This window comes from SAR324 cluster bacterium (assembly GCA_015232315.1).
In the GTDB taxonomy this organism is placed as follows: Bacteria; SAR324; SAR324; order SAR324; family NAC60-12; genus JADFZZ01.
The window spans coordinates 1-12,434 of sequence record JADFZZ010000047.1 but is presented as its reverse complement, the minus strand read 5'-3'; the positions used below and the strand labels follow the sequence as shown (position 1 = coordinate 12,434).

The window sequence follows — 12,434 nt, the reverse complement described above, 5'->3', positions numbered from 1 at the left end:
AACGGTAGCAAACCACTCAGGGTGTGTCAACGCCTTTTTCAGTGAACAGACCGTTGCTCAGGAGTTAGCGGATAACACCTGTTGACGGGTTCGGGCAAGGTCAGCATGCAGACGGTTGATGGCGATTTCCGCAGGCGATAATTCAATTCTGCGGTGACGGTGCATCAATTTTTTTATAAACCCGGTTTTTTCAGGCTCTTCGTTGTTCTGCGTATTGAGAATGACTGGTGATTTAGCGTAGAAAGACAATGTTTCCATGTATGTTCCATATTAAAGTGATTTTTCGGAATCATCCCCACAGTAGCATGCCCATCAAAAAAAACAGGGCAAACACAGCTAACCCGAGGATGCGATGTTCGTGATAGTCTGAAGATTTAATAAAAACCTGAATCAATTGAGACCAGGTGTTCACGGTTGTTGTTTCGACGACGGAATTCATAAGCAATCTCCCATGATTAAAAAGTTTTCTTATAAAAAGCAAAAGCCATACCACGCAGCAACCACATTTTGAGAACCAGCCATGAGTATTTCGCTAGACCACTTTTCCCCCAATGTTCAGGAAGCACTTCTTAAATCACAGCAATACGCGGTGGAACATGGGTACAGCAAAGTATCACCCGAGCATTTTCTCTATTGTCTGCTGACTCAAACCGAAAGTATGGCGTCGGCATATCTGGAAAAATTAAATATTCCCGTGTCTGAAACAATTCTGGAAATTGAAAACTGGACCAAGTCCCGCCAGAACCTTTCCACCCCGGTGACCCAGGCATATATTTCCAGGGAATTGCATGGTGTGATCTTGCGTGCGGAAAAAGAAGCGTCGCTTTTTTCGGAGACGTATACCAATACCGAACACATGCTACTGAGTCTGTTGCTTCAAAAGTCAGGTCTGGTTTATGAAATATTTGAGCGCCATCATGTTTCCTATGACCAGTTCAAAAGTTTGCTGGCAAACCTCACCCAACAGGAAACGTCAGCCATGCAGTCTCATGGCTCAGAAAAACAGGTGTTGGAACGGTATTGCGCCGACATGATTGATCTGGCCAGGAAAAACAAACTGGATCCTGTCATTGGACGTGATGAGGAAGTTCGTCGGGTGATCCAGATTCTTTCCCGGAGAACCAAAAATAACCCCATCCTGATTGGTGAACCTGGTGTCGGCAAAACCGCCATTGTGGAGTGCCTTGCCAATCGTATTGTTTCAGGAGATCTGCCTGAAACCCTGAAAGGTAAATCACTTTACAGTCTGGATCTGGGCGCCTTGGTAGCGGGAACCAACCTGAGAGGTGAGTTTGAGAATCGCGTCAAACAGCTTCTGCGTGAAATTGAAGCCGCGGCCGGAGAAATTATTCTGTTCATTGATGAAATCCATTTGCTGGTCGGTGCTGGAGGCTCTGAAGGACACATGGACGCGGCCAACATGCTCAAACCGGCACTCGCTCGTGGACAATTGCGTTGTATCGGGGCCACGACGATCAAGGAATTTAAAAAATATGTGGAAAAAGATGCCGCGCTGGTAAGGCGTTTTCAGCAAATCAATGTCGCTGAACCAAGTGTCGATTCCACCATTGCCATTTTACGTGGCTTGAAAAGCCGTTATGAAGTGCATCATGGTGTTCGTATCAAGGATTCAGCACTCATTGCCGCAGCCATCCTGTCTCAACGTTATGTGACCGAGCGCTTTCTACCCGACAAGGCCGTTGACCTGATTGATGAAGCCGCCTCCAATTTGCGCATCCAGATTGATTCCATGCCAACCGAAATTGACCAGATTGAACGCAAAATCACTCAACTTGAAATTGAACGGACCGTTCTGCGTCGTGAGGATGACGCCGCTTCACGCGCACGGTTGAAACAACTTCAGCATCAATTGACTGACCTGCGAGATACCTGCCAGAAGATGAAAGAGCGTTGGCAGACAGAACGGACTCAGCTCAGAGAGGTTTCAGCATTGAAGGAACGTATTGAAAAAACCAGGATCGAAGAACAGGAAGCCCAACGTCAGGGCGATCTGGAACTGGCGGCAAAACTACGCTATGAAACCCTGAATGATCTGGAACATCAATTGCGTGAATCTGCCCTGTTTCTCGACCGGAGCGGCAGGGAACGGATGCTGAAAGAAGAAGTGGATGAAGAAGACATTGCCCTGGTTGTTTCACAATGGACAGGCATCCCCATTGTCAAAATGCTGGAAAATGAAAAACAGAAACTCCTTCACATGGAACAACGCCTGGCAGAAAAAGTGGTTGGACAGTCAGAAGCCATCAACAGTGTAGCCCATGCCATCCGGCGAACCAGAGCCGGTGTTCAGGACCCCGAACGCCCCATTGGTTCATTCATTTTTCTGGGAAGTTCCGGCATTGGAAAAACAGAACTGGCCTATGCTCTCGCGGAATTTTTGTTTGATGATCACAAGTCTCTCATCCGGTTTGATATGTCCGAATATATGGAAAAACATTCGGTCACCCGGTTGATTGGCGCGCCTCCGGGATATGTCGGCTTCGAAGAGGGCGGACTTCTTACGGAGGCCATTCGCCAACGTCCGTATGCGGTGTTGCTGTTTGATGAAATTGAAAAAGCGCATCCGGATGTCTTCAATCTGTTCCTTCAGATTCTGGACAATGGCAGATTGACTGATTCCCAGGGGCGTATCACCGATTTCAAAAATACCATCATCATTCTCACCACCAATCTCGGACATGAAGTGATCCAGGAGCATCCGGAACAGGATGTGAGCCTGATGGTGCGGAATGTGCTGCTGGCGAATTTCCGTCCTGAATTTTTAAATCGGCTGGATGAAATTATTGTCTTCAAACCCCTGGCGTTATCGCATATTCGCCAGATCTGTAAATTGCAGATGTACAAACTGGAACAGCGCTTGATGGGCCAGCGTATCCGTCTGTGGCTGAGTGAACATGCGGAATTGTATCTGGCGCAAAAAGGTTATGATGCGGCGTTTGGGGCCCGTCCGCTCAAACGGTTGATCCAGCGTGAAATTCAGGACGTGCTTGCCGGGAAAATTCTGGAAGGCAGTCTGAGTGCCAATCATCTGGTTAAAATCGAGGTCGATCATGGAAAACTCCTGTTTCTGGTGGATGAATGGACAAAAAACGTTCCAAAATTTGAGGACCTTCCGGGGTAAGGATGGATTCAGGATGAAACTGGATGCCAAACACCTGAAATTCCCGATGCCGGACGGCCATCAACTCCTGTTCAGCAGTCCAGGCTTCTGGAATCAGACATGCGGGCAACGAAGAATAACAGCCAATCAGGGAATGATAACGCATCGCCATCATCGGATTCGGCAGATTTTCAAACAGTAATTTTCCCTGATGAAACACCGGCGATGCTTTTCCGTGCATGATCTTCGGTGCGGAAATCACCTTTCCTCCAAAAAGTTCAATGATACATTGATGTCCCAGACAAACGCCCAGCACAGGGATTTTGTCCTTGAAATGCTCAATCACCGCTTTTGAAATACCAGATTGAGCCGGAGTTCCCGGACCTGGCGAAATGCAAACGTGGGTAGGTTCCATTGCTTCCAGTTCACTGAGAGAGGTCTTGTCATTCAACACAACACGCACTTCCGCCCGCAGAATTCCAAACGCCTGCACCAGGTTGTAGGTGAAGGAATCATAATTATCGACAACCACCACACGGTTTATATTCCGGGTGTTCGCACAATCGGCTTGAATCATGTTCCACATCTTTATATTTTGATTCGAGTTTTTAAAATTAAACCACCGTTTCAGCATCATTTTCTGCGATGGCTGATCACACCACAGTTTTTCCTGGACAGACGCTTCATGTTGAATTTATGGGAAAGTGAAAAAAAAATCAAAGACCGCCAGGCTTTTTTACAGGAATTGAAACCTGTTATCATCATGAGTCGGGGCCATTCCGGAACCCGGGTGATTTCTTTCGCGTGCAGTCACCTGGGCTTGAGACTGGGAACCACAGAAGGACTTGCTACCGGAGACGCTGACAATCAGACCTTCACTCAAAAAATAAAAAAACTGGCAGTGACTAATTACCTGAGGGTTGATCCTGTCAATGTCGTGGAACGTGATTTGATTTTCTTTCAGAAAGCCGTAATGCGCTATCATGAAGAACTGGGTTCCCCCGGAGAATTATGGGGGTGGAAATTTCCGGAAACCTATCTGATTTCACCCTATGTCGCCCGAACTTTTCCTCATGCCCGCTACCTTCATCTGGTGCGTGACGGACGGGATATCGCATTTAAAAATCACCTGACCGATGACCCCACACGCAAACTTGGGAAAAAACTGCTGTCATCCATCAACGCTCTTGAAGAACCTCACCATATACAAGCCGGGATGTCATGGGCCTATCAAGTGGATAATTTTGATCAGTTCCGTGAATTTATCAAGCCTCAGCAAGTTATGGACATGCGTTTTGAAGACCTCTGCATGTACCCTCATGAAACCATCAGTAATTTGTGTGAGTTTTTACAACTGCCGATGACAGACAGTTGCAAAACCTATCTGGATACAAAAATTGATACCAGCAAGGTCGCGCAATATAAAGAATCCGACCCCGCATTGGTTCGTGAAGTGGAAAGCCGAATCAAGGACACTCTGTCACGGTACCGTTACCTTTAGGGCGAATATTCAGAGGGTTTTCATTAATCAATGATGCTGATTCATAACGAGGGTAAGGAATATGGCAAAAAAAATCCTTGTACAAGAAACGGAAGTTTCCATTATTAACATCAATCATGAAGATTATATTTCGCTTACGGATATGCTGAAGGCAAAAGATGGCGACTTTTTTATCTCGGATTGGCTGAGAAATAGAAATACAATAGAGTTTTTGGGGATATGGGAGAGTGTTTATAATCCTGATTTTAATTATGGCGAATATGCCATAATTAGAAATCAAGCTGGTTTAAACAGCTATAAAATCAGTGCAAAAGAGTGGGCCTCAAAAACAAAAGCTATTGGCCTGGTGGCAAAAGCCGGCAGATATGGCGGTACCTACGCGCATAAAGATATCGCTTTTGAATTTGGCATGTGGATCAGCCCTGAGTTCAAAATTTATTTAATCAAAGAATTCCAGCGACTCAAACAAGAAGAAGTTCAACAGAAAAAACTGGAATGGAATGTTTCCCGCACACTTGCCAAAGTTAATTATGCGATCCATACCGATGCCGTAAAAGCACATCTCATCCCGGAAAATATTTCCAGCAACATCAAAAATTTCATTTACGCGGATGAAGCGGACCTCCTGAACCTCGCCCTTTTCGGGAAAACAGCCCAGGAATGGCGAACCGAAAATCCTGAACTCAAAGGTAATATTCGGGATAATGCCACACTGGAACAACTTGTCGTGCTGTCCAATCTTGAAAGTTACAACTCCGAACTGATCAAACAGAAGATACCCGCTGAAACACGGTTACAGCAGTTGAACAGAATTGCCATTGAGCAAATGCGGGTTTTGATAGAAAACAAGTCGATTAAAAAAATAGGGATTGCTCCATGAATAACGGGAAAAAACAAAAACTGGAACTCACCTGGGTCGGTAAAGAGGAACGGATTAAACTTGAACCTCGTGTTCTGGTAGAAGACCCGGAAAAAAGCTATGGCGCCCCTAAAAGCGAGAACATGCTGATTTTTGGGGATAACCTGCTTTCACTCAAGGCTTTGGAGCAGGATTTTATTGGGGAAATTAAATGTATCTATATTGACCCGCCTTATAACACAGGACAAGCGTTTGACCACTATGATGATGGATTAGAACATTCGATTTGGCTTTCTCTTATGCGAGAACGTCTTGAGTTATTAAGGAGACTGCTCGCTCCAGATGGAACACTTTTTTGCCAATTAAATGATGACGAAGCAGCGTATGGCAAGGTTTTGCTTGACGAGGTTTTTGGACGGAATAATTTTCTTAACCAAGTCAGTGTAAAAATGAAACAAACAGCTGGGGCCTCTGGAGGTGGTGAAGACAAGAAATTAAAAAAAAATATAGAATACATTTTGATTTATGCAAAAAATAAAGATGGTTTTGAAAAATTCAATGATGTATATGATGAAGAGGATCTATTTGAAGTAATTCAAGAGATGAATGAGCAAGGAAAAAGCTGGAAATACACAAGGATTTTATTATCACTTGGTGAAAGGACTTTTCTAAAACAAATTTCTGATGGTTCAGGTAGCCCAATCAAAATATATACCCACCAACATGTAGAAATAGTACCAATATCGAAACAAGCTGAAATTGAAAATATTACTGAAGAGGAATGCTATAAACGATATTTTAATAAAATATTTAGAGACACGAATGCACAGAGTTCGATTAGAACAAGAGTGATGGATGCTGTTTCCAAAGAGAAATTTGATTTTTTCAGCATAGATTATGTCCCTCGTTCAGGAAAAAATAAGAACAAAGAAGTTACATTATACTATAAAGGCAAAAAATGTGATTTAATTGCTTGGTTAAGCGATATTGCAGAGAAAAAAGGGAATCGTCTCGTTAAATTTGAAAAGACCGGCACATACTGGGAAGGTTTTCCTTTAAATAACTTAACTAAAGAGGGTGGTGTCCAATTCCCCAAAGGGAAAAAACCAGAAACATTAATAAAAAAAATCCTTGAGCTCACAACAAGCCCTAATGATTGGGTTCTCGATTCCTTTGCTGGCTCAGGAACCACCGGGGCAGTTGCCCATAAAATGAACCGGAAATGGATTTTGTGCGAGTTGGGCGAACATTGCCATACTCATATTATTCCCCGGATGCAAAAGGTCATTGACGGTACTGACCAGGGCGGCATATCCAAAACAGTAAACTGGAAAGGCGGTGGAGGATTTAAATACTACCGTCTTGCGGAATCACTTCTTGTCAAAGACAAGGATTTATCAACAGACAACCAACCTGTATATGTCATCAATCCACGCTACGATGAAATATTGCTGATAAAATCAATCTGCAAAATTGAAAACTTCCGCTATCGGAAGGATGGCCGATTACACGGTATCAGCAGTGAAAACCGCTTTTTGCACGTCACCACCCGTATTCTGACACAGGCCTATCTTGAATCACTTTCAGAAGATATCGGCAAAGAACAGTCCTTGCTCATTTACTGCACAAGGAAATCAAGAAACCTCCGGCTTCCTGATAATGTGGAAATAAAAAAGATACCCAAAAACCTTCTGGAAAAATGTGATTTTGAAGAGGACAAGAGATGAATTTACCAACCCTTATAAAGCAATACATGAGCTTGCGTGAACCGCAGGAAAAGGCACTTGAAACTCTTGATTCGATCAGTACTGGACTCGATTATAAAACCACTGGAATTGAAATAGTCGAGGAAAAAGCCAGTACAAACAGCAAGGCTACTGAACAGATAAAATTCGATACGGAGTTTCCTTCGTTTTGCTTTGCTCTTGCAACTGGAGTCGGTCAGACACGGCTTATGGGGGCTTCGATTTATTATCTGTGGAAAACAAAGGGTTACAAAAATTTCTTCATTCTCTCCCCCAACATTACCATTTACGAAAAGTTGCGGATGGAGTTATTCGCTTCACACCCCAAGTATATGTTCATCGGTCTGTCGGATTTTTCACAGCCGTCCGTCTGGGATGGAGATAATTATTTGCGGTTCAATCCCGGCCAGTTTACCCTGTACGGAGAAGCCAACATCTTCATTTTCAATATTGGGAAAATATTCAGCAGGGGCGATACTGACTTCAGGTTCCATCGGTTTCACGAACAACTGGGAGATTCCTTTTCAGCGGTTCTACGGGACATGGATGACCTCGTTGTTTTGATGGATGAAAGTCATCGGTACCGGGCACCTGCTTCATTAAAAGCCATCAATCATTTAAAGCCAATCCTCGGTCTTGAATTTACAGCCACACCTAAGACAAAAGACAATGTGATTTACTCATTTACATTGGCTGAATCAATAGGCCGTTTTATTAAAACGCCAACAGTGGTCACCAGAAGCAATCTCACCACTTCCGACGCGGAAGAAATTGAAAAACTGAAACTGCTGGATGGCATGACCCTCCATGAAATCAAAAAAGGTCGTTTGCTTGAATACTGCGCCGCAAATCATTTACCGGTTGTTAAACCTTTTGTCCTTATATCAACCAAAGACACTCATCATGCCGGTGAAATAAAGCAACTTGTAGAATCAGAATCATTTTTTGAAGGATGCTATAAAGGAAAAGTGATTGAAATTCATTCCGCGCAAGGCAGTGCTGAAAGTGATGAAAACATCAAACGGCTTTTATCCGTTGAAAGTCCAAACAGCAATGTTGAAATTGTGATCCATGTCAACATGCTTAAAGAGGGGTGGGATGTTAAAAATCTTTATACCATTATTCCGCTACGAGCCTCCATAAGCGAAATATTGACCGAACAGACAATCGGGCGTGGACTTCGCCTTCCATTTGGCACCATCACCGATGACGCTGACCTGGATTCATTGGAAATAATCAGCCATGACAATTATGCCAAACTGATTGATGCCGCAAAAAACAGCCCACTTTTCAGGGTCAAGGAACTATCAGAAACCGATACAAAACCACGGAAGACAGTGACAGTACAGCGGAAATATATTGATACCGAAGAACTCCTGGACCGTATGCATGAGCTGGATTTAAGCCTGTTCGCGTCGCAATATACCCAAAAAGAAAAAATCACGGAAGTCGTTGAGAGGCTTGTTGAACTGGATATTAAAGAATATGAACTCAAAAAAGAGAAAACAGAAACTGGCGGTGGTGATAAAAAGAGTACCGACAGCGCAATTGGGGCAACATTTTTTGACGCCGAAGACAGAGCAGAATTGCCTCCAATAAAACCGGAGGAAATCAGGCGAAAATATGAAGAAATTCTGATTAATTATGCGAAGCTGACCATAGATGTGCCAAAAATATTTTTAGATACATACCCCAAGAGTGATATTTCAACATTTGATGTCACTGTGAATATTGGCCCATTTGAACTTGTCACGCAAAAAATAATCGAACATGATTTAGCATCAGGAGTTGAACGCCAAAGAACCGAAGTAGAACTCATGGCAGTGGATGACCCTGTAAAATTTATCGCAGGAAGATTAATTGATGAAATTGATGAGCTTGCCGCAGAAAATGACAAGGATATCGCTCTTAATTTGGCAAGATTATATCTCGAAAAAATGAATGTCAACGAACGGGATTTAAAAAAAGTAGTTCACTTATACCGAAAAGCCATAGTGAACGACTTGCAAAACCAGATTGAAGCCAACATACACGAAGAAAATGAAATTGAAGTTTCAATTAGTAAAAATCCTGTCCGATTTCCAAAAGAATATTCAAAAACCGTATATCTCGAAAAAGGGATTTTGCATTACGGTGACAGGATTGAGCCTTCTCAAATAAAAAGCTACCTGTTTGAAGGTTTTGAAAAAACGATTTACCCTCAAATCCCCTTTGATTCAGTCCCTGAAAAAGATTTTGCGGCAATTCTTGAGAAAGACAGCACTATCCTAAAATGGGTTCGGCCTCCGGAAGGTTCAATACCAATCTACCATAGAGGACATTCTTATACACCGGACTTTGTGGTTGAAACGGTCGATAAAAAATACCTCATTGAAGTCAAAGGAATGCGAGATTTACAACCTGTCATAAAAGAGGATGTGAAAGAAAAAGCACGAGTTTCCATTAAGTGGGCTGAGACCGCCACAAACGAAATAAAGGATAAACCTTGGGAATATAAACTGATACCGGAAACAGCGATTGTGAATACATCAGACTTGAAATTCATATTTTCACAAGGAGTACATTTTTAAAAATATCTGCTTGCGTCGTCACCCGTAGTGAGCTTGTCGAACTATGGCTCCAGCGGATAAAGACGGGCACGTTTTTTTGAAAAAGAAAAAGCGCGCATGTGTAAAGATGCAATAAGGAATGAAGACCTTAGATTGTTAGTTGTCTTCCATAATCAACGTTCAGTGTTCCCCATCAACAACGGACCTTATCGTTAATCAGAAAAACAAGGTGAGTATGAGCCGAAAAGCGAATGCGATGAAAGATCAATTCAAACTGGTCATCAAAAAATATCCCAACCGAAGATTGTATGATGTCTCCAGCAGTCAGTATGTCACACTCGACGATATGGTGCGGAAAATCAAAGAAGGGTATGAAGTGCAGGTCATTGACTCGAAAACGAATCAGGATATCACGCAGAATGTGTTGACCCAGATTTTTGTGGACCAAAGCGGCCCCTATCTGTTTTCGACTTCATTTCTGCATCAGATGATTCGCAACCGTGAAGGCTTTCTTGGTGAGTTTTTTACCAATTTCATCCCCAAGCTTCTCGATTCTTATCTGGAAATGCTGGATAACATGAAACGCCAGATTACGACACTGACCACACCGATTATCTCGTCTAAAAACTGGCTGGCCGCCACAAGCAAGGATCTCAAGATGCACTTGCTGAATCCATTCAACGCACCTGACACAGAGGTCGCCAATCAAATAGAAACCGCTCCAACTCCAGCCAAACTGATTGAAAAAAGCACCCCCGCACCTTCCAAAACGGACTCAATAGCCGCAAAAAAAGCCTCCGGTAAAAAAGGGGGGAAAGAGGAACAGGATGTGGTGTCTCTGTTGTTACAAAAAATCACTGAACTCGAATCACGTATTCAGGATGTTGAGCGTCAGGATAAATAAGGAACAGTAAAAGAATAACTGGTAAAAGTTTTAATACGAACTACCTCCATTTTCAGGTCTGTAGAGACGCGCAATTTGCGCGTCTCTACGCATGCCTGCAGGTGAGATTTTTGAAAAGTTTTCTATCTATTTTTTTCGAATGTTCAACCGCATGTTGTTGAGAAAATATTATGGAATTTGAACCCGTCATTGGACTGGAAATTCATACCCAGTTAGCCACCCAATCCAAAATTTTCTGTTCCTGCTCCACCCGCTTCGGTGCGCCGCCCAACACGAATGTTTGCCCGGTCTGCATGGGACTTCCCGGAGTACTGCCTGTTCTCAATCAAAAAGTGGTGGAATTTGCCATAAAACTCGGGTTGGCCACACATTGCGAAATTCGTCTGGATTCTCAATTTGCCCGAAAAAACTATTTTTATCCGGACCTGCCCAAAGCTTATCAGATTTCCCAGTTTGACCGCCCCATCTGTGAAAATGGATGGCTGGACATTCTGGTGGAGGGACAAACAAAACGGATTGGCATCACCCGGATTCACATGGAAGAGGACGCGGGAAAACTGCTACATGAAGATGGCGAGTGGAGTTATGTGGACCTCAACCGGGCCGGTGTGCCCTTGCTGGAAATTGTGAGCGAACCGGATATCCGGACCCCCCAGGAAGCCAAAGCCTATATGGAAAAAATGCATGCGCTGGTTACGTCTCTTGGTGTTTCCGAAGGGGATATGGAAAAAGGGCACATGCGTTGTGACGCCAATGTGTCAATTCGGCCTGTCGGACAGGAAAAATTCGGAACCCGGGCAGAAATCAAAAACATCAATTCCTTCCGTTTCGTTCAGCAGGCGATCATTTATGAAATTGAACGCCAGCGCGACGACATTCTGGATGGCCACACCATTGTTCAGGAAACCCGGTTGTGGGATGCTGATAAAAAAAAGACCTACAGCATGAGATCCAAGGAAGAAGCCCATGATTATCGCTATTTCCCTGATCCGGATTTGCCGGTGGTGCATTTCACCCGGGAATGGGTTGAGCAGATCCGGTCTGAATTGCCGGAACTGCCTGAGGCCAAACTGCAACGGTTCATTCAGGCTTATGGCTTGAGTGCTTATGACGCGGAGGTGTTGGTCAATGATCGTGCTGTCGCTGATTATTTTGAAGCAGTTGCCAATCTGGGGGCAGATCCCAAACTGGTTTGTAACTGGATCACCAGTGAATTGATGCGGGTGATGAACGAGCGCAAGGTTGCCATCACAGACACTGGCATTACTCCGGATCTTTTGGCGGAACTGGTCAGGTTGCTCCAGGAAAAAACCATCAGCGGAAAAATCGCGAAAACCGTGTTTGAAGAAATGCTGAAGTCTGGCAAACAGCCTTCAAAAATCATTGCGGAACAGGGACTGTCACAGATTTCTGATGAAAGTGCTGTGCTGAACATGGTCCGTGAAATTGTTGAGGCCAATCCGGATCAGGTACAGCAATATCGTGAAGGAAAAACCAAAGTGTTCGGCTTTTTTGTAGGTCAGATCATGCGTGCGTCCAAAGGCAAAGCCAACCCGGAAGTGGTCAACCAGTTGCTCAAGCAGATGCTGGATCTTTAAAGACAAAAAAGAATAAGTTGTAAAAGAAAATACTCGGGTTTTCTAAAAAAATTTCTTTGACAATTTAAAGCACTGGCACGGTTTATGCGCTAGGCGGCTTTTTCCAAAGAGAGCTCATCAACTGGTTCTAAATTGACCAATTCAGAGGAACATTTTC

10 protein-coding genes are annotated in these 12,434 nt (G+C 43.7%); 7 read left to right on the top strand and 3 right to left on the bottom strand.

Translation table 11 applies throughout. From position 1 onward, the window contains the following. Nucleotides 1-57: 57 nt before the first annotated feature. Nucleotides 58-258 (bottom strand): hypothetical protein, encoded by a 201-nt coding sequence (locus HQM11_19815; protein ID MBF0353284.1) that lies wholly within the window; start codon nt 256-258, stop codon nt 58-60. A 31-nt stretch (nt 259-289) separates the two neighbouring features. Further along, nucleotides 290-439 carry a hypothetical protein gene (locus HQM11_19810; GenBank protein ID MBF0353283.1) on the bottom strand — a complete coding sequence of 50 codons (150 nt, stop codon included), beginning with the start codon at nt 437-439 and terminating at the stop codon, nt 290-292. Between the two features lie 81 nt (nt 440-520). Here HQM11_19810 and HQM11_19805 point away from each other — a divergent pair, with 81 nt between their 5' ends. Beyond that, nucleotides 521-3,142 carry an AAA family ATPase gene (locus tag HQM11_19805; protein ID MBF0353282.1) on the top strand — a complete coding sequence of 874 codons (2,622 nt, stop codon included), beginning with the start codon at nt 521-523 and terminating at the stop codon, nt 3,140-3,142. Here the strand turns inward: HQM11_19805 and HQM11_19800 are convergent. Continuing rightward, on the bottom strand, nt 3,054-3,698 hold the full coding sequence (locus tag HQM11_19800) for an aminodeoxychorismate/anthranilate synthase component II (protein MBF0353281.1): 645 nt from the start codon (nt 3,696-3,698) through the stop codon (nt 3,054-3,056). The genes HQM11_19805 and HQM11_19800 overlap by 89 nt on opposite strands. A 108-nt stretch (nt 3,699-3,806) precedes the next feature. On the opposite strand from HQM11_19800, the gene HQM11_19795 reads away from it, so the two are divergent. The 6 genes from HQM11_19795 (at nt 3,807) to gatB (ending at nt 12,277) form a co-directional block, all read left to right on the top strand. After that, nucleotides 3,807-4,622: a sulfotransferase gene (locus HQM11_19795; GenBank protein MBF0353280.1), complete on the top strand. Its 816-nt coding sequence runs from the start codon at nt 3,807-3,809 to the stop codon at nt 4,620-4,622. A 61-nt stretch (nt 4,623-4,683) separates the two neighbouring features. After that, entirely contained in the window at nt 4,684-5,502 is an 819-nt protein-coding gene (locus tag HQM11_19790) for a KilA-N domain-containing protein (GenBank protein ID MBF0353279.1), read from the top strand. Then, on the top strand, nt 5,499-7,208 hold the full coding sequence (locus HQM11_19785; GenBank protein ID MBF0353278.1) for a site-specific DNA-methyltransferase: 1,710 nt from the start codon (nt 5,499-5,501) through the stop codon (nt 7,206-7,208). The genes HQM11_19790 and HQM11_19785 overlap by 4 nt, the downstream gene beginning before the upstream one ends. Then, nucleotides 7,205-9,796 carry a DEAD/DEAH box helicase family protein gene (locus HQM11_19780; protein ID MBF0353277.1) on the top strand — a complete coding sequence of 864 codons (2,592 nt, stop codon included), beginning with the start codon at nt 7,205-7,207 and terminating at the stop codon, nt 9,794-9,796. Before HQM11_19785 ends, HQM11_19780 begins: the two co-directional genes overlap by 4 nt. 214 nt (nt 9,797-10,010) lie before the next feature. Then, nucleotides 10,011-10,679 carry a polyhydroxyalkanoate synthesis regulator DNA-binding domain-containing protein gene (locus tag HQM11_19775; protein ID MBF0353276.1) on the top strand — a complete coding sequence of 223 codons (669 nt, stop codon included), beginning with the start codon at nt 10,011-10,013 and terminating at the stop codon, nt 10,677-10,679. Nucleotides 10,680-10,849: 170 nt separating this feature from the next. Beyond that, nucleotides 10,850-12,277 carry an Asp-tRNA(Asn)/Glu-tRNA(Gln) amidotransferase subunit GatB gene (gene gatB / locus HQM11_19770; GenBank protein MBF0353275.1) on the top strand — a complete coding sequence of 476 codons (1,428 nt, stop codon included), beginning with the start codon at nt 10,850-10,852 and terminating at the stop codon, nt 12,275-12,277. Nucleotides 12,278-12,434 lie beyond the last annotated feature (157 nt).

What these genes read in the sequence shown, in the direction of transcription:
- gatB (MBF0353275.1), top strand. Translation starts at nt 10,850, where the DNA reads ATGGAATTTGAACCCGTCATTGGACTGGAAATTCATACCCAGTTAGCC.
- HQM11_19775 (MBF0353276.1), top strand. Translation starts at nt 10,011, where the DNA reads ATGAGCCGAAAAGCGAATGCGATGAAAGATCAATTCAAACTGGTCATC.
- HQM11_19790 (MBF0353279.1), top strand. Translation starts at nt 4,684, where the DNA reads ATGGCAAAAAAAATCCTTGTACAAGAAACGGAAGTTTCCATTATTAAC.
- HQM11_19795 (MBF0353280.1), top strand. Translation starts at nt 3,807, where the DNA reads ATGTTGAATTTATGGGAAAGTGAAAAAAAAATCAAAGACCGCCAGGCT.
- HQM11_19815 (MBF0353284.1), bottom strand. Translation starts at nt 258, where the DNA reads ATGGAAACATTGTCTTTCTACGCTAAATCACCAGTCATTCTCAATACG.
- HQM11_19785 (MBF0353278.1), top strand. Translation starts at nt 5,499, where the DNA reads ATGAATAACGGGAAAAAACAAAAACTGGAACTCACCTGGGTCGGTAAA.
- HQM11_19780 (MBF0353277.1), top strand. Translation starts at nt 7,205, where the DNA reads ATGAATTTACCAACCCTTATAAAGCAATACATGAGCTTGCGTGAACCG.
- HQM11_19800 (MBF0353281.1), bottom strand. Translation starts at nt 3,698, where the DNA reads ATGATTCAAGCCGATTGTGCGAACACCCGGAATATAAACCGTGTGGTG.
- HQM11_19805 (MBF0353282.1), top strand. Translation starts at nt 521, where the DNA reads ATGAGTATTTCGCTAGACCACTTTTCCCCCAATGTTCAGGAAGCACTT.
- HQM11_19810 (MBF0353283.1), bottom strand. Translation starts at nt 439, where the DNA reads ATGAATTCCGTCGTCGAAACAACAACCGTGAACACCTGGTCTCAATTG.